Here is a 23,334-nt window from a genome sequence, read left to right as displayed (position 1 = left end):
CCGGCCGGCTTTTGGCGGCAGGCTGCGGTTCCTCCGGCCGGCTTTTGGCGGCAGGCTGCGGTTCCTCCGGCCGGCTTTTGGCGGCAGGCTGCGGTTCCTCCGGCCGGCTTTTGGCGGCAGGCTGCGGTTCCTCCGGCCGGCTTTTGGCGGCAGGCCGCGGTTCCACCGGCTGGTTCCTGGCGGCAGGCCGCGGTTCCTCCGGCTGGTTCCCGGCGGCAGGCCGCGGTTCCTCCGGCTGGTTCCCGGCGGCAGGCTGCGGTTCCTCCGGCTGGTTCCCGGCGGCAGGCCGCGGTTCCTCCGTCCGGTTCCCGGCGGCCGGCCGAGGCGCTTCCGGTCGGTCCCCGGCGGCCGGCTGGGATGCCGGCCCCGGTACCTCCGTGCCCCAGCGGCGACCCGCGGCCAGCAGGTGGTACCCCAGCAGCGTCACCACCGTGCCCAGCGCGATGCCGCCGACGGAGAAGTCGCCCAGGGTGACGGTGACCCCGCCGATGCCGAGGACCGAACCGGCCGCGATGGGCACCAGGTTGACCGGGTCCGAGAAGTCCACCCGCGCCTTGATCCAGATCTTGGCGCCGAGCAGCCCGATCATCCCGTAGAGCACCACCGTGATGCCGCCCAGCACCCCGCCGGGCGTGGCCGCGACGAGCGCGCCGAACTTGGGGCAGAGCCCGAAGGCCAGTGCCGCGCCCGCGGCCGCCCAGTACGCGGCGGTGGAGTAGACCCGGGTCGCCGCCATCACGCCGATGTTCTCCGCGTACGTCGTCGTGGGCGGGCCGCCGACCGCCGCCGAGACCGCGGTGGCAAGGCCGTCGCCGAGCACGGCACGGCCGAGCACCGGGTCGAGGTTCTCGCCGGTCATCTCGCCCACCGCCTTGACGTGCCCGGTGTTCTCCGCGATCAACGCGATCACGCCCGGCAGCACGAGCAGCGCCGCGGAGACGCTGAAGGACGGGGAGTGCAGGGTGGGCAGCCCGAACCAGTCGGCGGAGGCGACCGAGTCCAGCTGCACGCGTGCGTGCGTGGTGACCTGGCCGTCCGGGCCGGGCGCGGTGATCGGGCCGGCCACCCGGTCCAGGACCCAGGACAGGACGTAGCCGAAGACGAGTCCGACGAACACGGCGAGCCGGCTCCAGAAGCCGCTCAACAGCACGCCCGCCGCGATGACCACGCCCATGGTCGCGAGCGCCGTCCACTGGTCCTGCGGCCAGTAGATGTCCGCCACCACCGGGGCCAGGCTGAGGCCGATCAGCAGCACCACCGCACCGGCCACCACGGGCGGGAACGCCCGGTTGACCAGGCCCGGTCCCATGCGGTGGACGAGCAGGCCGACGACCGCGAGGACCAGGCCCGCGACCACGATCGCGCCGGTGACCTCGGCCGTGCTGCCGCCCGCCGCGCGGATCGCGGCGACCCCGCCGACGAACGACGCGCTGGTGCCCAGATAGCTCGGCACCCGGCCCTGCACGACGAGCAGGAACAGCACGGTCGCGACGCCGGACATCATGATGGCGAGGTTCGGGTCGAGGCCCATCACCACGGGGAAGACGAACGTGGCGCCGAACATCGCCACCACGTGCTGGGCGCCCAGGCCCAGGGTGCGGGGCCAGGAGAGGCGCTCGTGCGGCAGCACGGCCGCTCCGGGCCGGGGCGCCCGGCCGTCGCCGTGCAGCCGCCATCCCACGCCCAGCCTTCTTCGCGCCGGACCTTCCGTGTCCTTCATGGGATCTCTCCGGTTTTCGGTCATGCCGCACGACGACGGCCACGAACTGGTGTACGAATCAAAGGGGGTGGGCCGCCGTCGACCGTGTGCCGGTGCGGGGTGGGCTCAGGCCTCCACGTCGCAGTCGACCAGTGTCATGACGGCCTCGGCCCGCCGGTCGGCCTCCGCCGGAGCGTCCGCCGTGACGATCACATGGCCCACCCGGGTGTGGGTCGCCGCCGCCCCGCCGACCAGTTCGCCCGGGTCGACGTAGGAACGCGCGGCGGCCAGATGCGGGTTCAGCACGAGCCCGGTCAGGCCCCGGAAGGTGCCGTGCGCCGAGGTGTTGATGAAGCGCAGCGCGGCGGCGCCCGGGCGCACCGGCCGCGCCGCCGGCTGCTCGCCGAGCACGGCCTGGACGTACGCCTCGGCCAGATCGATTCCGGTGGCGTGCTGGATCGCCTGCAGCACGGCCCCGTCGGGCGGGCCGGCGTCGATCTCGATGAGCACCGGGCCGTCCGGCGTCAGCTTCAGGTCGGTGTGTGCGATCCCGTCCCGCAGGCCGAGTGCCCGCAGACCCCGCAGCACGGTGCCGGCCGCCCGGGCCGCCGTCCGCTCGTCCAGGCCGTGCGGCACGGTGTACCCGGTCTCCTCACGCTCCCGGCCCTCGGTCGTGTACTTCCGGGTCAGCACCGAGTGGGTGCAGTTCCCCGAGTGCAGCACACTCACCATGCTGTACTCCGGGCCCTCCAGGTACTCCTGGGCGAGGGCCACGGTGTCGTAGGCGAGGCCGTACGTCGGATCCGAGGAGTGGTTCAGCGCCCGGCGGACCGCCGGCCGGAGCTCCCCGGGTCCGTCCATCACGGTAACGCCCACCGACCCGGTGTTCTCCACCGGTTTCACCACGACGGGGTAGTCGAGACCGGCCGCCGCCAGGCGCTGCTCGGCGGCCTCGAAGGAGACCAGGGCGACGGTGCGCGCACTGGGCACGCCGCCCCGCTGCAGCGCCTGCGCCATCTGCCACTTGTGACGGCTGGCCGGAGCGAGGCTCACGGAGTGCCCCGGCGCACCCAGCCGGACGGCGAGGGCCGCGGCCAGCGGGGAGAACTGCGCCCCGCTGACCGCCACCGCCTCGATGCCCTGCCGGGCGCAGTACTCGGCGAGTTGGTCGACGGCCTGGTCGGCGGAGCGGAAGTCCGTGAACACCACCCCGCCCAGCTCTCCGCGGATCTGCGGACGGCACCGCTCGTACAAGTCCCGGTGCGTGGCGGCGTGCACGCGCACGTCGAGGCGCCGCGCCGCCCGCACGATGCACTCGGCCGCCGTGTTCTCGACGCCGAGAAGCAGAGCTGCTCTGGCCACGTCATCTCACCTTGCTCTCACCGGTACCACCGCCCGGCGTCTCGCGGGCTCCACCGTCAACCGCCGTACGCCCTGCTGAACTTCCCGGTGATGTAGTCGCCGGAACGTACCGACGCGTGCCTGGGCGGGTTGTCCGGCCCGGTACAGGTGGGGATGCACTCGATCAGCGCATCGTAGGACGGCTGGTGGAAGAACGGCACCGAATAACGTTCCCTGTCAGCCAGTTCACGCGGCGGGTTCACGACCCGGTGGACCGTGCTCACCCAGCGGTTGTTGGTCCAGATCGCCATCAGGTCGCCGATGTTCACCACGAACGAGCCCTCGATGTAAGGGACGTCGAGCCAGTCGCCGTTCTTGTCCAGGACCTGGAGGCCGCCGGGGCCGTCGTCCTGGTACAGGATCGTCAGGCTGCCCCAGTCGCTGTGGATGCCCTTGCGCAGCTGGCCCGGGGCCGGCGCCACGGTCTGACGCGGGTAGTAGTTCGCCGTCAGATTCGTCATGTGCCGGTCGATCTTGTCCTCGAACCAGTCCTCGGGCAGGTCGAGGGCGAGCGCGAACAGCCGCATGATGTCGCCGGCCAGGACCTCCATGGCCCCGTAGTAGGACCGGTAGGCCTCGGCGAAGCCGGGCAGCGCGGGCCAGTGGTTCGGGGTGGCCAGTGCCGGGTCGGCGTCGGCGGGGAGGCGGTCCTTGCCGTCCGGCTCACCGAGCCGGTTGATCGTGAAGGTCTCGGAGACGTCGGGCAGGCTGCGCTCGCGCTCCACCTCGGCGTCCGTGTTGGAGGCGGCGAGGCTCCCCTTGCGGCCGAAGCCGCGCATCAGCGGGTCCTCCGGGACCGCCAGCAGCTTCGCCTTCTCCTCGGCGGGCAGCGCGAAGAACTCGCGGGTGGCCCGGTACATCTCCCGGATGGCGTCCTGCGGCACCCCGTGACCGACGATCACGAGGAATCCGCTGGTGCGGCAGACCTCGTCGATCACGGCGCCGAGCCGGCGGTCCGCCGCGGCCGACGACCGTGCCGAACTCAGGTCGATCACCGGGACATAGCCCTCGACCACGGTCACCTCGGCGGCCGTGCCGACCGCGCTCTCAGCATTCAGTAGCGACATCGCTCCTACTCTCGGTTTCAGCCCTGACGAAGGGTTCCGGTCAGCCCCAGCGCGGCGGCGGGGGCTCCCAGTCCCGCACGAGGCGCAGGAACCCGGCGGCGTCCGCGACGGGCGCGAGGGTGCCGAGCTCCTCCTCGCGCAGGAAGCCGCTGAGGGACATGCGGCAGGTCATGCGCAGCAGCCGGTCCCAGTAGCCCTCGACGTTCAGCAGCGTGACGGGCTTCTGATGCGTGCCGAGCACGAGCCAGGCCCACACCTCGAGGATCTCCTCGGCGGTGCCCACCCCGCCCGGCAGTGCGATGAACGCGTCCGCGAGGTCGGCCATGAGCTGCTTGCGCTGGTGCATGGTGTCGACGACGTGCAGTTCGGTCAGACCCCGGTGGGCGACCTCGGCGTCGACGAGATGGGTCGGCATGACGCCGGTGACCCGGCCGCCGGCGGCCAGCGCGGAGTCGGCGACCACACCCATGAGGCCCGCCGCTCCGCCGCCGTAGACGATCTCGTGGCCCGCGGCGACCATCTCCTTGGCGAACACGGCCGCCGCTTCCCGGTAGACCGGCCGGTTGCCCAGGGCCGATCCCGCGTAGACGGTGATACGCATGGCAGGGACCCCCTCCGGGTCAGGGGCTGACCCGGCCGAACTTCTCGAACGCCTCGTGGGTCAGCGGCATCAGACGGGCGAACTGCTCCTCCATCTGCTCGGCCACGACCTCGATCTCGCGCTGCGGGTGTGAGACGTAGGCGGCGTCGGCACGGTTGGTGCGCAGGCCCAGGAAGTGCATCAGGGAACGGGCGTTGCAGGTCGCGTAGACGGTGGAGTACGTCGCCACCGGCAGGACCACGCGGGCCAGTTCGCGGGCGATGCCGGCGTCGAGCATCCGCTGGTACTCGCGGAACGCGGCACGGTAGGCCTCACTCGTGGCGGTGCTCACCAGGTCGTAGTCCTGCTCGTCGCCCGGCACGTACTGGTAGTGGCCCGGCTTGCCGATCTGCTTCAGGGCGCGCTCGCGGTCCGGTACGTAAAACACGCTCTTCAGGTCCTTGTAGCGCGCACTTTCCTCGTTGAAGGACCACATTCGGTGCCGCATCATGTGCCGGATCGTGAAAATCGGCGCGTGTACCAGGAACGTCATGGAGTTGTGCTCGAAAGGGCTGCCGTGGCGGCTGCGCATGAGATATCGGATGAGACCGCCTATGTAATCGTCGCCGCGTTCCTCGCGGTGCGCCTCCTCGCCGGCCGTGGACACGCGCGCCGCACGGACGACGCCGAGGTCGGACGCGGTGTGATCGACGAGCTCGACGGTGATCTCGCTGCGCAGTTCGATCTCGGGGGTGAAGACGGTGCTCTCGTCGGGGGCGGTCTCGATCGCCGGGCTGATCGTCATTGCGTTTCCCTCCGTTGACCTGGCTTGATGTCGACTGGCTGAAGTTGTGCGGGTCAGTCCCAGCCGTGGTCGTCGGGTGTCTCGCCCGCGACGACCGTCGTGGCGGCGGGGGTACCGGCCGGGCCGGCGACCGCGGGGGCGGCTGCGGCGGCGAGGAAACCGGCGGCGGCGACGGCGGTCAGGGTGCGCAGACCACGGGCGCGGGTGGCGGTCAGGTGAAGGGAGATCGTGCGGAGCATTTCGTTCCTCTTTCTCTTCCGGTGTTTTGAGCGGCTCCCCCGCTCGCAATGTCCATTCTTCGGTCGCGAGTGCTCCGCAATAAGGTCACACTTGTGCAGTGCGTAGGTGGGAATCCCCTGCAGGTACCTTCCGGCATATGCGAAGAGCCCCGTCGCCGGCGGCTGGAAACCGCTCCTCGGCGACGGGGCAACTTCGTTGAACGCAACGCCTATCGGTCGAGTCCGCAGACCACCCTTCCGGGGCCGGCGGGGGCGGCGACCTGCTCGCCGCGTTCCCGGTCGTGGATCTCGCGCACGGCCACGGTCGCCGTCACCACGGCGGCCCGGGCCGCGCCCAGCACGTCACGGGCGGAGGCCAGATCGCGCTCGGGCAGCCGCACCACGACGTCCGTGGCGCACTCGATGAGATGCAGCGCGGCCCGGGCGAGCGAGTCGTCGCAGGGGTAGCTCTGCTCCACGGCACTGCGGGCACCCTGCAGCAGGGCGGCCGCGCTGGGGGTCTGCTGGGGTGTGTCCAACTCGGTTCTCATACGGGCCTTCCTAGAAGTCGTTCGTACGGGGCTGGACGCAGAAGCAGAACGACTGTGCTGGCGCATACAGGGCGCCCGGAAGGGTCATAGGCGTGCAGTGCAGGGTTGTGCAGGGCGGCGGTGCGCGCGGTCAGCCGCCGGCGGAGTGGTTCGATCTGTCGACGGTGGCGCAGTCGCCTTCGGAGATGGGCCGGCCGGCGGGGGAGCCGGCCCTGAAGCTCATCGACGACTCGGACGGCGACCACGAACGCCACATCGTCCTGCCGGCGCACGTGATCCCCCGGGGGGACGACGGCTCCGGTGGCCGCGAGGACGACGACGGGTGCCGCCACGACCGCGGCCCGGGACGATCAGTCCGCGAGGTCGGCGAGCGAGTAGAACCCGATCGGGGAGTTCGGCCGGAACCCGATCCGCGGGTAGACGGGCGCTCCGGCGGCGGTCGCGTGCAGCGTCGCCCGGGTCAGTCCGGTGGCCCGGGCCCCCTCGTGCAGCGCCTTGCGGGTCACGGCCTCCCCGTACCCGTGCCGCTCCCACGCCGGATCGGTGGCGACGAGCACGACGAAGAGCCGTCCGTCCGCCTCGACGGTGGCGGCGCACGTCACCGGGACCCCGTCCCGCAGACCGAGATACGCGAACACGCCGCTCTTCCACAACGCGGACCCGGCGAGCCCGTCCCGCCCGTCCTCCGACGGGAACCCGTAGGCACGCGCGTTGATGTCCGCGTAGGCCGCGAGGAGTTCGTCGTCGGTCACGCGCACGAAGGTCAGCTCGGGATGGGCCGGCTCGGGGATCGGCAGCAGATCGCCCGCCATGCCGGTGCCGGGAAAGGCGTAGGCGAGCCCCGCTTCCTCGGCGGCCTCCCCGAGCGCGGCGCGCGCCGGGTCGTCGAGCAGGTCCTCGAAGACCCACAAGAACCCGGGGCGGGACTTCGACCGCATGATCCCGGCGGCCTCGTTCAGCCGCTGCTTCAGCAACCCGGCGTCCGCGCCGACGTCCGTCAGGGTCAGACAGTTCCAGAAGGCGAACCGGCAGTCCGCCCACCGCACGGCGATGCCAGGCAGGTCCCGCACGTCGGCCCGCGGATCCCGGTCGAGCACCATGACCCGCCAGACCGCGGCGAGTTGCTCCACCGATTCGATCGAGTCCGCGAGATCACGCACGGGGTCCCCCTCAGGTCACCGACGACTGCCGCACTCGTACTGCCCGTCGCGAGCCGGGCTCATCCTCCCGCCCGAGTCCGGTGAGCTGTTTTGGCCGGTAAGCGAGGGGTGACCGACCGTGCGCCCCGCGAAGACGGGGGCCACAGGTTCTCGCGTGCGCGGGTGCCCGGCTCGGGCCTCAGGCCTGCTGCCGGGCGTCGATCTCGGCGATCAGTGCCTCGATGCGCTGCCGGATCTCGTCACGGATGGGGCGGACGGCCTCGACGCCCTTGCCGGCCGGGTCCTCCAGGGCCCAGTCGAGGTACTTCTTGCCGGGGAAGACCGGGCAGGCGTCGCCGCAACCCATGGTGATGACGTAGTCGGACGCCTGGACGGCCTCGGTGGTGAGGATCTTCGGCTCGGCGCCGGCGATGTCGACGCCGACCTCCTTCATGGCCTCGACTGCGGAGGGGTTGACCTGATCGCCCGGGACGGAGCCGGCGGAGCGGACCTCGATCCGGTCGCCCGCGAGGTGGGAGAGGAATCCGGCAGCCATCTGCGAGCGTCCGGCGTTGTGGACACAGACGAACAGCACGGAGGCGAGCGGGCTGGAGGACATCGGTTCTTCCTTCGTCGGTGGTGCGTGCCGTCACGCGGGTGGTGCGGATCCAGGTGCTCGGCCGGGGAAACAAGGGGTTCCGGGTAGCGGCCCCGGCCGGTCGGCCCGCGGCTCGGAACGATGTGAAAGTATCAGCCCATGATGACGTCAGTCGACACTGATCTGATCCGGGTTCTGGCCGACCCGCTCAGGCTTCGCATCGTGACCCTGCTGGCCGGAGAGACGCTGTGCACCACGCACCTGGTGGAGGAGACCGGTGCCCGGCAGACCAACCTCTCCAACCACCTGCGGGTGCTGCGCGAGGCAGGGGTCGTCGAGACGGAGCCGTGCGGCCGGTACACGTACTACCGGCTCCGCCCGGACGTCATCGCTCGGCTCGCCGGCCGGTTCGCCGACCTGGCCGAGTCCGCTCGCAATGCCGCCGACAACAAGAGGGCCTGCCCGTGACCCGCACCGAAGCACCCGCGACCGCCGAGGAGTCCTCGGTCGTCGCGAAGCTCTCCACGCTCGACCGTTTCCTCGCCGTGTGGATCCTCCTCGCCATGGCCATCGGCCTCGGTCTCGGGCGCGTGATCCCCGGCCTCGACGGCGCCCTCGCCAAGGTCGAGATCGGCGGCATCTCGCTGCCGATCGCCATCGGCCTGCTGGTCATGATGTACCCGGTGCTGGCCAAGGTCCGCTACGACAAGCTCGACGCCGTCACCGGCGACCGGCGGCTCATGGCCTCGTCGCTGGTCGTCAACTGGGTCGTCGGCCCGGCGGTCATGTTCGCGCTGGCCTGGATCTTCCTGCCGGACCTGCCCGAGTACCGCACCGGCCTGATCATCGTCGGCCTCGCCCGCTGCATCGCGATGGTCGTCATCTGGAACGACCTCGCCTGCGGCGACCGCGAAGCCGCCGCCGTACTCGTGGCCCTGAACTCGGTCTTCCAGGTCCTGGCGTTCGGTCTGCTCGGCTGGTTCTACCTCGACCTGCTGCCCGGCCGGCTGGGCCTGGGCGACGGCGCACACCTCGACATCGCCATGTGGAAGATCGCCCTGAACGTCGTCATCTTCCTCGGCATCCCGCTGCTGGCCGGCTTCCTCACCCGCCGCATCGGCGAACGGAAGCTCGGCCGCGAGAAGTACGAGTCGGGCTTCCTGCCGAAGATCGGCCCGTGGGCCCTGTACGGCCTGCTCTTCACGATCGTCGTCCTCTTCGCCCTGCAAGGGAAGACGATCACCTCGCAGCCGCTGGACGTCGCCCGTATCGCGCTTCCGCTGCTGGTGTACTTCGCGGTGATGTGGTTCGGCACGTTCGCCCTCGGCAAGGTCATCGGACTCGCCTACGACCGCACCGCCACGCTCGCCTTCACGGCGGCCGGCAACAACTTCGAACTGGCCATCGCGGTCGCCATCGCCACCTTCGGCGTCACCTCCGGGCAGGCCCTGTCCGGTGTCGTCGGCCCGCTGATCGAGGTCCCGGTGCTGGTGGCTCTGGTGTACGTGTCGCTGGCCTGGCGGCGGAGGTTCAGCACCGGTCGGCAGCTGACGGCGGCGCCGCGGGAGAGTTGATACGAGCGCGCTGGCCCGCCTGCTCGCGTGAGGCCCGGAGCGCGTTCGGGCCGGCGGGGCTGCGGGCGGGCGCCGACGTTCACACGGCGGGCCGATCGTCAGGCCGCGGACGGCGCGATGGTCAGCAGCTTGCCCATCGCGGCCAGTACGGACGGCTCCACCCGGTAGTAGACCCAGGTGCCGCGCCGCTCGGAGGTCAGCAGGCCGGCGTCCTTGAGCTTCTTCAGGTGATGGGACACGGTCGGCTGGGAGACGCCGACATCGGAGATGTCGCACACGCACGCCTCGCCGCCCTCGTGCGAGGCCACGGCCGAGAACAGCCGCAGCCGTACCGGGTCTCCCAGGGCCTTGAACATCCGCGCGGCCGTCTCGGCCTCCTCCGCGGTGAACGGGCGCTCGGTGAGCGGCGGGCAGCACGGCGCCACGGTCTCGGGGACCTCGGGCTCCAGCAGCGGCAGCACCTTCGTATTCGACATGTATCTATGTTGACATACGTCGAACCAGTCGACGAGGGCCGGTGCGGCCCTCCCCTCTCGGTCGGTGCGGCCCTCCCCTCTCGGCCGGTGCGGCCCTCCCCTCTCGGTCGGTGCGGCCCTCCCCTCTCGGCTGGGGTGGCCCTCCCCTCTCGGCCGGGGTGGCCCTCCCCTCCCAGTCGGTGCGGCCCTCCCCTCTCAGCCGGGGCGGCCCTCTCCTCCCGGCCGTGGCGGCCCTTTCCCTCACCCTCCTTCAATTCGATGAATGTCTATGTTGACGGTCATCGAAGCAGGTGCCATGCTGGCACCACAAGCCATCGATGAATGTCGAAGCAAAGGGGAATCCCGTGGCCGTGCCCAACAACGGCGTGCTCGCCGCTGAACAGCTGCCCGTCGTGGTCGTCGGAGCGGGCCCGGTCGGCCTGGCCACGGCAGCCCGCCTCGTCGAGCGCGGCATCGAACCGCTGGTCCTGGAGGCCGGACCGTCCGCCGGCACCGCCGTACGCGGCTGGGCGCACGTGCGCCTGTTCTCCCCCTGGTCGGAGATCACCGACCCGGCCGCCGAGAAGCTGCTCGCCCCGACCGGCTGGACCCGCCCGGACGGCTCCGCGTACCCGACCGGCGGTGACTGGGTTGAGAACTACCTCCAGCCTCTCGCAGACGTCCTCGCCGACAGGATCCGCTACGGGGCGACCGCGGTCGGCGTCGCCCGCGCCGGACGCGACCGCATCGTCGACGCGGGACGCGACGAGCAGCCCTTCACCGTGCACATCGCCCTGGCCGACGGCCGCGAGGAACGGATCAGCGCCCGCGCGGTCGTCGACGCCTCCGGCACCTGGTCCACCCCGGGCCCGATGGGCGCCGACGGCCTTCCCGCCACCGGTGAGAAGTCCGCGGCAGACCGCATCTCCTACCGCGTCCCCGACCTGAGCGACCCGGCCGTGCGCGGCCGGTACGCGGGCCGGCGCACCGCCGTGGTCGGCTCCGGCGCCTCCGCCTTCACCGCCCTCGCCGCTCTCGCGGACCTGGCCGAGGACGAGCCGGGCACCCACGCCGTGTGGATCCTGCGCCGCGGCATCACCGGCTCCACCTTCGGCGGCGGCGAGGCCGACCAACTGCCCGCACGCGGCGCCCTGGGCCTGCGCGCCAAGGCCGCCGTCGAAGCCGGCCACGCCGGTACGGCGACCGGATTCCGCACCCGGGCCGTGGAGCGCGACGGCGACCGGCTCGTCCTCGTGGACGACGACGGCCGCCGCCTCGACCCGGTCGACGAGGTCATCGTCCTGACCGGCTTCCGCCCCGACCTGTCCTTCCTCTCCGAGGTCCGCCTCGGCCTCGACGAACGCCTCCAGGCCCCGACCGCGCTCGCCCCGCTCATCGACCCCAACGTCCACTCCTGCGGCACGGTCTACCCGCACGGCGTGCACGAGCTGTCCCACCCCGAGCAGGGCGTCTACCTCGTGGGCATGAAGTCCTACGGCCGCGCCCCGACGTTCCTCGCGATGACCGGCTACGAGCAGGTCCGCTCCGTCACCGCGGCCATCGCCGGAGACCGAGAGGCCGCCGAACGCGTCGAACTGACCCTGCCGGAAACCGGGGTGTGCGGTGGCGCGGGCCTGTTCGACGAGCCGGAGAACGCCGAGCAGGACGCCGCCGGATGCTGCTCGACCACCGGCGCGCCCCGGATCGAGACCGGCATCGGCACCCCGGACGCAGGCTCCGGCGGCTGCTGAACACCCCGCAACCAGAGAGGTCCGCCATGTCCCGCGTACAGCTCGCCCTTCGAGTCCCCGACCTGGCCGCGTCGGTCGCCTTCTACAGCAAACTGTTCGGCACCGAGCCCGCCAAGCTCCGCGACGGCTACGCCAACTTCGCCATCGCCGAGCCCCCGCTCAAGCTCGTCCTCATCGAGGGCGCGGCGGGAGAGGCGACCCGCATGGACCACCTCGGCGTCGAGGTCGAGAACACCGATGCCGTCCGGGCGGCGACGACCCGCCTGAGCGACGCCGGTCTGACCACCGACGTGGAGAACGACACCACCTGCTGCTACGCCCTCCAGGACAAGGTCTGGGTCCACGGCCCCGGCCGGGAACCCTGGGAGGTCTACGTGGTCAAGGCGGACGCGGCCTCCCTGGCCAAGCAGCGGGGAAGCACGTGTTGCGACAGTCGGGCCGATCGCTCCGACAGCTCCGCCGAAAGCCGGGCCGGGAGTCCCGGTGATCCGGTCGCGACGCGCGGCTGTTGCTGAGCCGCTCCTGCCGGGACTCCTCTCGGTAGTTCTCACCGGTCGACGCCGTTTCCCGGGCTCACGTGCCCTGGATGTGCCCTCGGGGCACGTGCCGGGGCAGGCATTCATGCCCGGAATTTCGCGCCTGGGGGCCTTGATGAGCCGGCAGAAGGCTGTGTTCCCTGCCGATCGGTGGGAGCTGCCCCGCCGTGTGGCTGGAGCCGGCGTCTGTCCGGCCACCGGGCCTGTGCAGGGGCTTTAGGGTCGAGTCCGCATGGGCCGGACGGCATGGACGAAGGTGAGGCGGAGCGCGTGATCCGGGTAGTGGTGGTGGACGACGAGGCACTGGTCCGTTCCGGCTTCGAACTCATTCTGGGTGCGGCCGAGGACATCGAGGTCGTTGCGACCGCAGGCGGGGGCGGTGCCGTGGAGACCGTGCGCCGGGAGCGGCCCGACGTGGTCCTGCTGGACATCCGGATGCCGGACGTCGACGGGCTCACCGTCCTGCGCGAGCTGCGCGCGATGCCGGATCCGCCGGTGGTGGCGATGCTGACGACGTTCGACGCCGACGAGTACATCCTGACCGCGCTGCACTCCGGCGCTGCCGGTTTCCTCCTCAAGGACACCGAGCCGGAGCAGCTCGCCCACCTGGTGCGCACCCTTGCCGCGGGCGGCGTCGTGCTGTCCCCCAAGGCGTCGCGGACACTGCTGCGGGGCCACCCCGGCAGCGGGGCGGCCGTCGACGAGGAGGCGGCCCGCGTCCGGCTGCTCACCGCCCGGGAGCGCGATGTCCTCGTCCTGGTGGCGGAGGGCCTGTCGAACGCGGACATCGGGGCGCGCATCCACTTGAGCGCCGGCACGGTCAAGGACCATGTCAGCGCGATCCTCACGAAGCTGCGGGTGACGAGCCGGGTGCAGGCCGCGCTGCTGGCGCAGCGGGCCGGGCTGCTCGACGAGCGCCCGCGGTCGCAGGCCGGACGATGAGCCGCGCCCCAGTTGCTTGGAAGCGGGTTCCCACTCCGGTCGTCGACCTCCTTCTGGTGGCGGTGGCGGCCGTGGACGTATGGCTGAACATGTGGGAGCACACTGGCCTCGGGGTCGCGCTGGCCGCGGTCGGCTGCGCCGCGTTGGCGTTCCGGCGCCGGTTCCCGCTCGGCGTGTTCCTGCTCACCCTGCCTATCGCGCTGATGCAGGATGTCGCCGTCGCTGTGCTCGTGGCGCTGTTCACTCTGGCCGAGCGCTCCCGCAACCGCACTCTCCTCGCGGTGTGCGTCGCCCTGGCCGCCGTCGCGGGCAGTACCCCGTGGCCCTTGGCCGAGGCCGGCCGGACCATGACGCTGGTCTTCTTCGTGTACGGCCTGGCGACCTCTGCCGCCCCGGTCCTCTTCGGCCAGTTTCTCCAGGCACAACGGGACCTGGCGCGGCGGCTGGACGAGATCGAGGAGGCCAGGGAACACGAGCGGGCCCTGCACGCCCAGGCCGTCCTCGCCCGTGAACGCGCCCAGCTGGCCCGGGAGATGCACGACGTGGTCTCCCACCAGGTCAGCCTGATCGCCGTACGGGCCGGAGCCCTCCAGGTCGCCACCAAGGACGCGGACGCCAAGGAGGCCGCCCGCACGATCCGTTCGCTGAGCGTCACCACGCTCGACGAACTGCGCACCATGGTCACGCTGTTGCGCGCCTCCGGCGGTCGCGCCACCGAGCTGACGCCTCAGCCCACTCTCGCCGGCCTGCACAGACTGGTGGAATCAAGCGGCACTCACGCGGAGCTGACCGGTGAGCTCCCGCCCGCCGTGGGCACCCCCGCCCAACGAGCCGTCTACCGCACGGTCCAGGAGGCGCTGACCAACGTACGCAAGCACGCCCCGGGCGCCGCGGCCCGCGTCGAACTGTGGCAGGACGGCGACGACGTCGGAGTGACTGTCACCAACACCGCGCCCACCCGTCCCTCCCTGGCCCTGCCCGGTTCGCAGCAGGGCCTGATCGGCCTGCGGGAACGGGCCGACATCCTGCACGGGACCCTGGAGTCGGGCCCGACGGCCGAAGGCGGCTACCGGGTGCGGCTGCGGATCCCGCTCGGGGCGGACTGACCGACCGGAACTCCCTGCTGTTCCGGTGGGTCATCGCGCGGTGGCCAGGAGTTGGGTGGCTGCCAGCCGCGCGTACAGCTGGTCCTGGGCCACCAGTTCCTCGTGGGTGCCCACCGAGCGGACCCGGCCGGATTCCATGACGACGATCCGGTCGGCGCCGGTCACCGTCGACAGGCGGTGGGCCACCACCAGCACGGTGGTCTCGCGGGCCACCTGTGTGACGACGTCCCGCAGCGCGAGCTCGTTCACGGCGTCGAGCTGCGAGGTCGCCTCGTCCAGGAGCAGCAGCCTGGGCCGCCGCAGCAGGGCGCGGGCGATGGCGACGCGCTGCCGCTCGCCGCCCGACAGCTTCGAGCCGCGGTGTCCGACCGGGGTGTCCAGGCCGTGGGGCAGGCGGTCGACGAGGGTGTCGAGCTTCGTCCGGGCCAGGACGTCGCGGACGGCGTCGTCCGTCGCGCCGGGCGCGGCGAAGACCAGGTTCTCCCTGAGAGTGCCGGCCAGCACCGGGGCGTCCTGTTCCACGTACCCGATGGCGGACCGCAGCTCGGCCAGGGACCAGTCCCGCACGTCCTTTCCGTCGACCAGGATTCGGCCGCCGGTGGCCTCGTGGAACCGCTCGATGAGCGCGAACACCGTCGACTTGCCCGCGCCCGAGGGGCCGACGAAGGCCGTCATCCCGGTGCGCGGCACCTCGAAGCTCACCTGCCGATGGGTGTACGGCAGGTCCGGACGGTAGCGGAAGGACACGTCCTCGAAGCGGACCGACGCAGGACCCGACACCGTTGCCACCTGCCTGGGCAGGGTGCCCGTCCGGCGGTCGGCCGGCTCTGTCGACAGGTGTTCCACCTGCGCGATCCGGGAGATCGCGGCGGCCCCCTCCTGATAGTGGGACACGGCGTCGACCAGCTTGGACACCGGCTCGATCAGGTAGAAGAGGTACAGCAGGAAGGCGATGAGGGTGGACACGGGGATCTCCCCGGACGCAACCCGCGCCCCGCCGACCCCGAGCACCGCCAGGAACGCCAGCTGGACGGCGAGTTCGTCTGCCGAGCCCGCCACGGCTTCCCACTTCGCGCTCTTCACACCGTGCCGCCACGCCCGCCGCGCCGCCGCCTCCGCCCGGGCGGTCTCCCGCTCCTCGGCACCGGACGCCTTCACCGTGCGGAACGCCCCGAGGGACCGCTCCAGCGCGACGGAGATCTCCCCGACCGCCTCCTGCGCCCGCTCGGTGGCGCGGGCGATGTGCGGCATCACCAGCGCGGCGGCCCCGCCGACCAGCACGACCACACCGAGCGTCACACCCAGCAGTACGACGTCCAGGAACGCCATCATCACGATCGCCGCCACGAAGGCCACCGCGCCGGTGGCCGCGGAGACGACCGCCTGGGTGCTGACCGCCCGCAGCAACGTGGTGTCCGAGGTGACCCGGGACATCAGATCACCCGGCGGGACCCGCTCCCACTCCGCGATCCGCAACCGCAGCAACCGCCCCGCCAGGGTGCGCCGCGCGGCCAGGACCACCGACTCCGCCGTGCGCTCCAGCACGTACGCGCCGAACGCCTCGACCGCCGTGCCCAGGAGGACCAGGACGGTGAGCGCGATCAGTATTGCGGTGATGGTCTCACCGGAGGCGAGCCGGTCCACCAGTGTCTTCGTGGCCAGCGGCTGCAGCAGCCCCCCGGCGGCCCCGACGAGGGCGCACAGCAGGCCGAGGGCGACGGCCCGCCGGTGCGGCCGGATGTACGCGTACAGCGCCTTGACCGTTTCTCGCGGGGGCAGGGGAGTCTCATCCGTCGTCGGGGCGGATGCGGTGTTCACGGCATTCCTTTCTCCTGAAGTGTGCCGGGCACCGCATCAGCGGTCCGGCGCACCAGGGCGTGAGCAGGTGTCGGGTCAGTGGACGAGTCCGGTTGTGCTCCTGGCGAGGGTGTGCACCAGGGCTTCGGCCACCTCGGGGCGGACGAGGACTCGCCTCTGCCAGGGGCGGCGTCACGGTCCGTCACGTCGGCCGGTGATCCGAGGACGTCCTCGCGCTCGGTTGCGTCGCGCACGGTGCGCCATGCCTCCAGCCTGGAAGCCCGTCCGCCCCGCGCCCATCCGGCAACCGTCGGGTCCACCCCCGCCGAGTGGCTGAAGAAGACAGCCGTCCGGTCGCGCCGGACCGGCCGGGGACCGAGACTCCGCCGGTCGGCAGGGCGGTACCCGCCGATCGGCGGGGGACTCACCGAAGACCGCCGGATGGTCCGCCCTCTGACGTCCACGCGAAGTTCTCCGTATGACACAGACACAGCCGCCGCAGGAGACATCAGCTCCGCAGGAGAACTCGCCTCCGCCGCCCCGAACCTCCCCCGAGTCCGCCGCGCCGGCCTCGCCCGGTGCCTCGATGGGGCGCCTCGTGGGGGTGGACCTGGCCCGCGCGCTGGCGGTGTTCGGCATGTACGTCGTGCACATCGGCCCCCCGCTGTCGGCCACGGGCGGCGTCGCCGGCTGGATCCGCTACCTGGCGGACGGGCACTCGTCGGTCCTGTTCGCCACCCTGGCCGGGTTCTCACTGATGCTGCTCGCCGGCCGCCGCGAGCCCAAGACCGGCCTGGCCGGTCGGCAGGCGAAAGCCCGGATCGCGATCCGCGCCGTCGTCCTGCTGGCGCTGGGCACCGTGATGGCGATGGAGTACGGGGGAGTGATCATCCTCGGCTTCTACGGGGTCTACTTCCTGCTGGCCCTGCCCCTGGTGCGACTGCGCGCCAGGACCCTCGCGATCATCGCGGCCGCGTTCGCCCTCGTCACACCGCAGCTGGCTTTCGCCCTGACCTCGCTGCTGAGCGACTCGGTCCAGCAGAGCGTCAACGCCCATGACCCGCTGCGCCGCCTCAGCGAGGTGGGAGTGCTCGATCTGCTGCTCACCGGCTTCTACCCCGCGCTCACGTGGATGTCGTTCGTGATCGCGGGCATGGCGCTGGGCCGCCTCGACCTGTCCTCCGACACTGTCCGGCGCCGCCTGGCCGCGCTCGGTGCCGCTCTCACCGTTTCCGCATACGGCATGTCCTTGCTGCTCGCCGGAAAGGACGCGTTGCGGAGCATGGCCGAAGACGGGTCGTCCGGCAGCTCGGGCTCACTGCCCCTCGACAGTGGATCGGTATCCCTCGACGGCGGGTCGTTCCCCGAGCGGCCGGCGTCGATGCTCCTGACGGCAGGGCCGCACAGCGGCACCACGTTCGACATCATCGGCAGCGTCGGTGTCGCGATCCTCGTGATCGTCGGGGCGACGGTGGCGATGGACCGCCTGCCGCGACTGCGCCGCCTGGCCAAACCGGTCATCGCCGTGGGCACCATGTCCCTGACCGCCTACGTCGGCCACTTCCTCGCACAGTCCGCGCTGTCCGTGCCCGCCGGGACCAGCACCCAGCAGTCCTGGGTGCCGCTGATCATGTTCATCCTCGGGGCGATCGTGTTCGCGGCGATCTGGTCCCGCTTCTTCCGCCGCGGCCCCCTGGAGTACCTGCTCAACGCCGCCACCAAGCCGGCGAAGCGCCTCCGATGAGGGCCGGCCGGGGTGGCCCACCTCCACGCCCCACCCCGGCCTGGACCGCCCATGGATCCGGCAAGCGGGCTCAATGCCCTGGATGTGCCCTGGCCGCTTGACGACCGCTTCCCGGCACGCAAAAGGGCGAGGCCCGAAGACCCCGCCCGAACCCCCACGAACCCAAGCTCAGGGCCACACCAAGCAGTACGGCTGATGCCCCGCCTCATGCAGACGGTGGCTGAAGTCCTGCCACTCGTGCAGCAGTTGGTACACGTTGAACGCGTCCCGGGGGCCGCCCCGGTCCGGGACCGTCGACCAGATGAAGGCCGCCGCGCCCACCGCCTCCTCGCCGATGCCGCGCAGGGGGTCGACGACCGTCATGGGGAGTTTGACCACCGCGTAGTCGGGGTGCAGGACGACCAGTTCCAGGGGCGGGACCTTGTGCAGGGGAACGCCTTCGATGCCCGTGAGGACCATGGCCGCCATGGTCTCCGGCTTGATCTTCGTGAACATGCCGTTCATGCCGAGCTCGTCGCCGCCGAGCTCCTCGGGGCGCATCGAGATCGGGACGCGGGCCGCGGTCGCGCCGTCGGGCGCACCGAAGTACTTGTACGTCACCCCCACCCGACCACCATTCCCGCTGCTCCCGGCCGAAAGATCGTCCACCTGGCGTTCAGTACGTCCGGCGGCCCGCTCCGGTTCACCCGGCCGACCCTGTGTCTGACGCGGCTCCTGAGCGTCCTCCGCCTCGCGCCGGTGCCTTCCCCGCCGGGCACGTCGAGGACCCAGGTCATCAGTCCCCTCGCCCAGTCCGCCACCGCGATGCATATCTCCACCCGACTGCTTTTCCAGAACGCGTCGCCCCCGCCGCGCAACCCGATCATCGTGTCAGTGACCTCCCCCACGGCCGCCCGCCGAAACGTGCGCTGAAACATCCGTCCGCAGGATCTCCGCAGCCTCCGACCACTCCGGGCCGTTTGAGCTGTGTGTATCAGGGACCAGTCTCGCAGACGACGGCGACCTGGGGGCCGCTTGTCCCATGCCCCGTCCGCTGACCCGCCCGCGCGCACCCCTGGCCTACCCTGAACAGGTCACTGGCACCCGGAGCCCGACAGCGTCGGAGAAGGTCGGAGAAGTCGCAGGTCATGAGTGAACTGGCATATCCGTATGAAGCACCGGCCTCGCAGGCTCTGTTCGACCGCGCGGCGGCCGTCACGCCCGGCGGCGTGAACTCCCCGGTGCGGGCCTTCCGAGCCGTCGGCGGCACGCCGCGGTTCATGGTGTCCGGCACCGGTCCCTATCTGACGGACGCGGACGGGCGGGAGTACGTCGACCTCGTCTGCTCCTGGGGGCCCATGATCCTCGGGCACTCCCACCCCGAGGTCATCGCCGCCGTGCAGGACGCCGTCTCCCGCGGCACGTCCTTCGGCACGCCCGGCGAGGGCGAGGTCGCGCTCGCGGAGGAGATGGTCGCGCGGGTCGCGCCGCTCGAGCAGGTGCGGCTCGTCTCCAGCGGCACGGAGGCGACCATGTCCGCGATCCGGCTCGCCCGCGGCTTCACCCGGCGCACCAAGGTGATCAAGTTCGCCGGGTGCTATCACGGGCACGTCGACTCGCTGCTCGCCGCGGCCGGCAGTGGCGTTGCCACCTTCGCGCTGCCCGACACCCCGGGCGTCACCGGCGCGCAGGCCGGCGACACGATCGTCCTGCCGTACAACGACCTCGACGCCGTCCGCGAGGCCTTCCGGGCGCACCCCGGCGAGATCGCCTGTGTGATCACCGAGGCCTCCCCGGGAAACATGGGCGTCGTCCCGCCCGCCGACGGGTTCAACCAGGGCCTGAAGGACATCTGCTCCGAGAACGGCGCGCTCTACGTCTCCGACGAGGTCATGACCGGCTTCCGGACCAGCCGCGCCGGCTGGTTCGGGGTCGACGGCGTCGTCCCCGACCTGATGACCTTCGGCAAGGTCATGGGCGGCGGCTTCCCCGCGGCGGCCTTCGGCGGACGGGCGGACGTGATGGCCCACCTCGCCCCGGCCGGGCCCGTCTACCAGGCCGGCACCCTCTCCGGTAATCCCGTCGCCACCGCGGCCGGCCTCGCCCAGCTGCGGCTCCTCGACGACGCCGCGTACGCCAAGGTCGACGCCGTCTCGAAGGAGATCCAGGGGCTCGTCACCGGGGCCCTGGCCAAGGAGGGCGTCGCGCACCGGCTGCAGACCGCCTCCAACATGTTCTCGGTGTTCTTCACCGACCGGCCCGTGCGGAACTACGAGGACGCCAGGACGCAGGAGTCCTTCCGCTTCACCGCGTTCTTCCACTCGCTGCTCGCCGACGGCGTCTACCTGCCGCCGTCCTCCTTCGAGTCCTGGTTCGTGTCCACCGCGCACGACGAGCGGGCCGTGCAGCGGATCGCCGACGCCCTTCCGGCGGCGGCCCGGGCGGCTGCGGAGGCGACGGCATGAGCGACCAGCGGAACGACAGCGCCGAGGACATCACCGTCGTCCACCTCATGCGGCACGGCGAGGTCGCCAACCCGGACGGCATCCTCTACGGCCGCCTCCCCGGCTACCACCTCTCCGACCTGGGCCGGCGCATGGCCGACCGGGTCGCCGAGCACCTGTCCGGCCGCGATGTGACGCACGTCGTCGCCTCGCCGCTGGAGCGGGCGCAGGAGACGGCCGAGCCGATCGCCAAGGCGCACGGGCTCGGTCTCGCCACGGACGAGCGGCTGATCGAGGCCGGCAACATCTTCCAGGGCAAGACGTTCGGCGTCGGGGACGGGGCGCTACGCAAGCCGGGCAACTGGAAGCACCTGGTCAACCCGTTCCGGCCGTCCTGGGGCGAGCCGTACGTGGACCAGGTCGTCCGCATGATGAGCGCGCTGGGCGCGGCTAAGGACAAGGCCCGGGGGCACGAGGCGGTCGTGGTCAGCCACCAGCTGCCCATCTGGATCGTCCGGTCGTACGTCGAGCGCCGCCGCCTCTGGCACGACCCGCGCAAGCGCCAGTGCACCCTCGCCTCGCTGACGACCTTCACGTACCAGGGCGACCGGATCGTCTCCGTCGGCTACTCCGAGCCGGCCCGCGACCTGGTCCCGGCCCACCTCCTCGCCGGCGCGAAGCCGGTGAAGGGCCAGGCGAAGGCCTTCGGAGCGTAGGCGCAAGCCTTCAAAACGTGCGTGGGTGCGGACGCGGGCGACCGCGTCCGCACCCACGCACGGTGCGGTCGGCAGGCTCGCAAGCGCCTTCTGTTCGCCCCCTTCTGAGGCTTACGACTCATTCGTTACGGAATCTGCGCAATTAAGCGGAACCTCTCCGTTCTTCACGTCCTCTGACTGGGTGACCAGCACGACGTGACGAATCGGGGATGCCATGCGCGCTCTCTCCCGCAGGGGAATGCTCGGACTCGGCGCGGGAGCCGCCGCCGCCGTCTCACTCGCCGGATGCGGCGGTCTCACGGGCTCGGACGACTCCGGCCACGCCGACGGTTCCGGCGGCGACTCCGCGCAGGGCGGAGCGAAGGCCAAGCCCGAGCCCGCCGCCCGCCCCATCGGCGACGGCTCCACCGCCCACACCGGCAAGCAGCCCCACCAGCCCGCGAAGCCCGAGCCGCTGGAGCCGGGCCAGACCCCGCCGCAGTTCGTCGTGTTCTCCTGGGACGGCGCCGGCGAGGTCGGCAACGGTCTCTTCCCGCGCTTCCTGGACCTCGCCAGGGAACACGGCGCGAGCATGACCTTCTTCCTGTCCGGGTTGTACCTGCTGCCCGAGTCGAAGAAGCGCCTCTACAATCCGCCGAACAACCCCCGCGGCGCCTCCGACATCGGCTACCTCACCGACGACCACGTCAAGGCGACGCTGAAGAACGTCCACCGCGCCTGGCTCGAGGGCCACGAGATCGGCACCCACTTCAACGGGCACTTCTGCGGCGAGGCCCACGGCTCGGTCAAGAACTGGACGCCCCGGCAGTGGCGCAGCGAGATCGACCAGGCCAAGGCCTTCGTGAAGGAGTGGCGCACCAACACCGGCTGGACGGACCTGCCGTCGCTGCCGTTCGACTACGACAAGGAACTCGTCGGCGGCCGTACGCCCTGCCTGCTCGGCCAGGACAACCTGCTGCCCACCGCCGGCGAGCTCGGCTGGCGCTACGACGCCTCCTCGCCCGGCGGCCTCCAGGTCTGGCCCGCCAAGCGTCAGGGCATATGGGACCTGCCCCTGCAGCAGATACCGTTCCCCGGCCGAGGCTTCGAGGTCCTGTCGATGGACTACAACATGCTGGCCAACCAGTCCCTCGCGACCACGAAGGCACCCGCCCACAACTACCCGGGCTGGCGGAGGCAGTCGGCCCAGGCGTACATCCAGGGATTCAAGCGGGCGTACGAGACAAACCGGGCACCCTTCTTCATCGGCAACCACTTCGAGCAGTGGAACGGCGGCATCTACATGGACGCCGTCGAGGAGGCCTTCAAGCACATCGCGCGCGAGAAGGAGAAGGGCGCGGATGTGCGTCTCGTCTCCTTCCGGCAGTTCACCGACTGGCTGGACGCGCAGAAGCCCGAGGTGCTCGCCGAGCTCCGCACGCTCGGCGTCGGGCAGCAGCCGGCCCGTGGCTGGCGGGAGTTCACCGGCCGGACCTCCATACCCGGCAAAGACGCCTCGCGGAATGCCGCCTGAAATGCGCTTTTCCGCCCGCAAGGGGGGTGGGCGAGACCCCCAGAACGGGCATGCGAAACTTTTCACATGAGTGCCGACAGCGCCCCCCAGCGTTCGAACCGCACGACCCGTGCCACCGAGCGCACCCGCCGTGTCCGACGTAGCGCCGCCCTGACCGCCTCTCTCGCCGTGACCGCGCTGCTCCTCTCCGCGTGCGGCTCCGGCGGCACCTCCGGCGGGGGCGGCAACACCAACTTCGTCACCGGCACCGACGGCGTCGCCACGGCCGCGCAGGGCAAGCGCACCCCGGCCCCCGACCTGTCCGGCAAGACCATCGCCGGCAAGACGCTCGACGTCGCCGACTACAAGGGCAAGGTCGTCGTCCTCAACGTCTGGGGCTCGTGGTGCAACCCCTGCCGCGCCGAGGCCAAGTACTTCGCGAAGGTCTCCAAGGCGTACGCGGACAAGGGCGTGCAGTTCGTCGGCATCAACACCCGGGACACCTCCACCGGCGCGGCCCTCGCCTTCGAGAAGGACTGGGACATCACCTACCCCAGCCTCTACGACCCCACCGGCAAGCTGCTGCTGCGCTTCAAGAAGGGCACGCTCAACCCGCAGGCGATCCCCTCCACGCTCATCCTCGACCGCGACGGCAAGATCGCGGCCCGCTCGCTGTCCGCGCTCAGCGAGGAACGGCTGCTGAGGATGCTCAAGCCGGTCGTCGCCGAGAAGTGAGCGGA

The 23,334-nt window shown here is 71.4% G+C and carries 22 protein-coding genes and 1 pseudogene; 11 read left to right on the top strand and 12 right to left on the bottom strand.

Annotated elements, in window-relative coordinates:
• Positions 1-391: 391 nt before the first annotated feature.
• From HDC93_RS23420 to HDC93_RS23380, 9 genes and pseudogenes are all read right to left on the bottom strand, one after another.
• A pseudogene (locus HDC93_RS23420) lies at positions 392-1,720 on the bottom strand (uracil-xanthine permease family protein); the annotation flags it as partial.
• 105 nt (positions 1,721-1,825) lie between these two features.
• Entirely contained in the window at positions 1,826-3,061 is a 1,236-nt protein-coding gene (locus HDC93_RS23415) for an ATP-grasp domain-containing protein (protein ID WP_185012805.1), read from the bottom strand.
• Positions 3,062-3,117: 56 nt separating this feature from the next.
• Entirely contained in the window at positions 3,118-4,167 is a 1,050-nt protein-coding gene (locus HDC93_RS23410) for an isopenicillin N synthase family oxygenase (RefSeq protein WP_221517034.1), read from the bottom strand.
• Between the two features lie 40 nt (positions 4,168-4,207).
• A complete protein-coding gene (locus tag HDC93_RS23405; protein WP_185012804.1) occupies positions 4,208-4,768 on the bottom strand; it encodes a TIGR00730 family Rossman fold protein in 561 nt (186 codons plus the stop codon).
• A gap of 19 nt (positions 4,769-4,787) precedes the next feature.
• A complete protein-coding gene (gene thyX / locus HDC93_RS23400) occupies positions 4,788-5,552 on the bottom strand; it encodes an FAD-dependent thymidylate synthase (protein ID WP_031102742.1) in 765 nt (254 codons plus the stop codon).
• 53 nt (positions 5,553-5,605) lie between these two features.
• The gene (locus HDC93_RS23395; protein WP_185012803.1) at positions 5,606-5,791 is read right to left on the bottom strand and encodes a hypothetical protein; all 186 of its coding nucleotides are present in this window, start codon (positions 5,789-5,791) and stop codon (positions 5,606-5,608) included.
• Between the two features lie 209 nt (positions 5,792-6,000).
• A complete protein-coding gene (locus HDC93_RS23390) occupies positions 6,001-6,321 on the bottom strand; it encodes a hypothetical protein (RefSeq protein WP_260419714.1) in 321 nt (106 codons plus the stop codon).
• Between the two features lie 350 nt (positions 6,322-6,671).
• Positions 6,672-7,481, bottom strand: coding sequence for a GNAT family N-acetyltransferase (locus tag HDC93_RS23385; RefSeq protein WP_185012802.1), 810 nt, complete (start codon positions 7,479-7,481; stop codon positions 6,672-6,674).
• 178 nt (positions 7,482-7,659) lie between these two features.
• A complete protein-coding gene (locus HDC93_RS23380) occupies positions 7,660-8,079 on the bottom strand; it encodes an arsenate reductase ArsC (protein ID WP_185012801.1) in 420 nt (139 codons plus the stop codon).
• Positions 8,080-8,217: 138 nt separating this feature from the next.
• On the opposite strand from HDC93_RS23380, the gene HDC93_RS23375 reads away from it, so the two are divergent.
• Positions 8,218-8,526, top strand: coding sequence for a helix-turn-helix transcriptional regulator (locus HDC93_RS23375; protein ID WP_185012800.1), 309 nt, complete (start codon positions 8,218-8,220; stop codon positions 8,524-8,526).
• On the top strand, positions 8,523-9,632 hold the full coding sequence (gene arsB / locus HDC93_RS23370; RefSeq protein WP_185012799.1) for an ACR3 family arsenite efflux transporter: 1,110 nt from the start codon (positions 8,523-8,525) through the stop codon (positions 9,630-9,632). The genes HDC93_RS23375 and arsB overlap by 4 nt, the downstream gene beginning before the upstream one ends.
• A 98-nt stretch (positions 9,633-9,730) precedes the next feature.
• Here the strand turns inward: arsB and HDC93_RS23365 are convergent, their stop codons facing one another.
• Positions 9,731-10,108 (bottom strand): helix-turn-helix transcriptional regulator, encoded by a 378-nt coding sequence (locus HDC93_RS23365; protein WP_185012798.1) that lies wholly within the window; start codon positions 10,106-10,108, stop codon positions 9,731-9,733.
• Between the two features lie 344 nt (positions 10,109-10,452).
• Here HDC93_RS23365 and HDC93_RS23360 point away from each other — a divergent pair, with 344 nt between their 5' ends.
• From HDC93_RS23360 to HDC93_RS23345, 4 genes are all read left to right on the top strand, one after another.
• A complete protein-coding gene (locus tag HDC93_RS23360; protein WP_311774606.1) occupies positions 10,453-11,838 on the top strand; it encodes an NAD(P)-binding domain-containing protein in 1,386 nt (461 codons plus the stop codon).
• A 26-nt stretch (positions 11,839-11,864) separates the two neighbouring features.
• Positions 11,865-12,353 carry an ArsI/CadI family heavy metal resistance metalloenzyme gene (locus HDC93_RS23355; RefSeq protein WP_185012796.1) on the top strand — a complete coding sequence of 163 codons (489 nt, stop codon included), beginning with the start codon at positions 11,865-11,867 and terminating at the stop codon, positions 12,351-12,353.
• 267 nt (positions 12,354-12,620) lie between these two features.
• Positions 12,621-13,316 (top strand): response regulator transcription factor, encoded by a 696-nt coding sequence (locus HDC93_RS23350; protein ID WP_185012795.1) that lies wholly within the window; start codon positions 12,621-12,623, stop codon positions 13,314-13,316.
• Positions 13,313-14,422: a sensor histidine kinase gene (locus HDC93_RS23345; RefSeq protein WP_185012794.1), complete on the top strand. Its 1,110-nt coding sequence runs from the start codon at positions 13,313-13,315 to the stop codon at positions 14,420-14,422. Before HDC93_RS23350 ends, HDC93_RS23345 begins: the two co-directional genes overlap by 4 nt.
• 30 nt (positions 14,423-14,452) lie before the next feature.
• On the opposite strand, the gene HDC93_RS23340 is transcribed toward HDC93_RS23345, so the two are convergent.
• Positions 14,453-16,240 (bottom strand): ABC transporter ATP-binding protein, encoded by a 1,788-nt coding sequence (locus HDC93_RS23340; RefSeq protein ID WP_185012793.1) that lies wholly within the window; start codon positions 16,238-16,240, stop codon positions 14,453-14,455.
• 457 nt (positions 16,241-16,697) lie between these two features.
• Here HDC93_RS23340 and HDC93_RS23335 point away from each other — a divergent pair, with 457 nt between their 5' ends.
• Positions 16,698-17,963 carry a DUF418 domain-containing protein gene (locus HDC93_RS23335; protein WP_185012792.1) on the top strand — a complete coding sequence of 422 codons (1,266 nt, stop codon included), beginning with the start codon at positions 16,698-16,700 and terminating at the stop codon, positions 17,961-17,963.
• A gap of 168 nt (positions 17,964-18,131) precedes the next feature.
• Here the strand turns inward: HDC93_RS23335 and HDC93_RS23330 are convergent, their stop codons facing one another.
• Positions 18,132-18,569, bottom strand: a complete 438-nt coding sequence (locus HDC93_RS23330) for a hypothetical protein (RefSeq protein WP_003974483.1) — start codon at positions 18,567-18,569, stop codon at positions 18,132-18,134.
• A 521-nt stretch (positions 18,570-19,090) separates the two neighbouring features.
• On the opposite strand from HDC93_RS23330, the gene hemL reads away from it, so the two are divergent.
• From hemL to HDC93_RS23310, 4 genes are all read left to right on the top strand, one after another.
• Positions 19,091-20,407 carry a glutamate-1-semialdehyde 2,1-aminomutase gene (gene hemL, locus HDC93_RS23325; RefSeq protein ID WP_185012791.1) on the top strand — a complete coding sequence of 439 codons (1,317 nt, stop codon included), beginning with the start codon at positions 19,091-19,093 and terminating at the stop codon, positions 20,405-20,407.
• Complete coding sequence (locus HDC93_RS23320; protein ID WP_185012790.1) at positions 20,404-21,102, top strand: histidine phosphatase family protein; 699 nt, start codon at positions 20,404-20,406, stop codon at positions 21,100-21,102. Before hemL ends, HDC93_RS23320 begins: the two co-directional genes overlap by 4 nt.
• A gap of 214 nt (positions 21,103-21,316) precedes the next feature.
• Complete coding sequence (locus tag HDC93_RS23315; RefSeq protein WP_185012789.1) at positions 21,317-22,615, top strand: hypothetical protein; 1,299 nt, start codon at positions 21,317-21,319, stop codon at positions 22,613-22,615.
• 66 nt (positions 22,616-22,681) lie between these two features.
• Positions 22,682-23,329, top strand: coding sequence for a TlpA disulfide reductase family protein (locus HDC93_RS23310; RefSeq protein ID WP_185012788.1), 648 nt, complete (start codon positions 22,682-22,684; stop codon positions 23,327-23,329).
• Positions 23,330-23,334 lie beyond the last annotated feature (5 nt).

This window comes from Streptomyces sp. AK010, assembly GCF_014207295.1.
Lineage (GTDB): Bacteria > Actinomycetota > Actinomycetes > Streptomycetales > Streptomycetaceae > Streptomyces > Streptomyces massasporeus.
This window is presented reverse-complemented; position numbering and strand designations above follow the sequence as displayed.

What these genes read in the sequence shown, in the direction of transcription:
- HDC93_RS23410 (WP_221517034.1), bottom strand. Translation starts at nt 4,167, where the DNA reads ATGTCGCTACTGAATGCTGAGAGCGCGGTCGGCACGGCCGCCGAGGTG.
- HDC93_RS23405 (WP_185012804.1), bottom strand. Translation starts at nt 4,768, where the DNA reads ATGCGTATCACCGTCTACGCGGGATCGGCCCTGGGCAACCGGCCGGTC.
- thyX (WP_031102742.1), bottom strand. Translation starts at nt 5,552, where the DNA reads ATGACGATCAGCCCGGCGATCGAGACCGCCCCCGACGAGAGCACCGTC.
- HDC93_RS23395 (WP_185012803.1), bottom strand. Translation starts at nt 5,791, where the DNA reads ATGCTCCGCACGATCTCCCTTCACCTGACCGCCACCCGCGCCCGTGGT.
- HDC93_RS23390 (WP_260419714.1), bottom strand. Translation starts at nt 6,321, where the DNA reads ATGAGAACCGAGTTGGACACACCCCAGCAGACCCCCAGCGCGGCCGCC.
- HDC93_RS23380 (WP_185012801.1), bottom strand. Translation starts at nt 8,079, where the DNA reads ATGTCCTCCAGCCCGCTCGCCTCCGTGCTGTTCGTCTGTGTCCACAAC.
- HDC93_RS23375 (WP_185012800.1), top strand. Translation starts at nt 8,218, where the DNA reads ATGATGACGTCAGTCGACACTGATCTGATCCGGGTTCTGGCCGACCCG.
- HDC93_RS23365 (WP_185012798.1), bottom strand. Translation starts at nt 10,108, where the DNA reads ATGTCGAATACGAAGGTGCTGCCGCTGCTGGAGCCCGAGGTCCCCGAG.
- HDC93_RS23355 (WP_185012796.1), top strand. Translation starts at nt 11,865, where the DNA reads ATGTCCCGCGTACAGCTCGCCCTTCGAGTCCCCGACCTGGCCGCGTCG.
- HDC93_RS23350 (WP_185012795.1), top strand. Translation starts at nt 12,621, where the DNA reads ATGGACGAAGGTGAGGCGGAGCGCGTGATCCGGGTAGTGGTGGTGGAC.
- HDC93_RS23345 (WP_185012794.1), top strand. Translation starts at nt 13,313, where the DNA reads ATGAGCCGCGCCCCAGTTGCTTGGAAGCGGGTTCCCACTCCGGTCGTC.
- HDC93_RS23335 (WP_185012792.1), top strand. Translation starts at nt 16,698, where the DNA reads ATGACACAGACACAGCCGCCGCAGGAGACATCAGCTCCGCAGGAGAAC.
- hemL (WP_185012791.1), top strand. Translation starts at nt 19,091, where the DNA reads ATGAGTGAACTGGCATATCCGTATGAAGCACCGGCCTCGCAGGCTCTG.
- HDC93_RS23320 (WP_185012790.1), top strand. Translation starts at nt 20,404, where the DNA reads ATGAGCGACCAGCGGAACGACAGCGCCGAGGACATCACCGTCGTCCAC.
- HDC93_RS23315 (WP_185012789.1), top strand. Translation starts at nt 21,317, where the DNA reads ATGCGCGCTCTCTCCCGCAGGGGAATGCTCGGACTCGGCGCGGGAGCC.
- HDC93_RS23310 (WP_185012788.1), top strand. Translation starts at nt 22,682, where the DNA reads ATGAGTGCCGACAGCGCCCCCCAGCGTTCGAACCGCACGACCCGTGCC.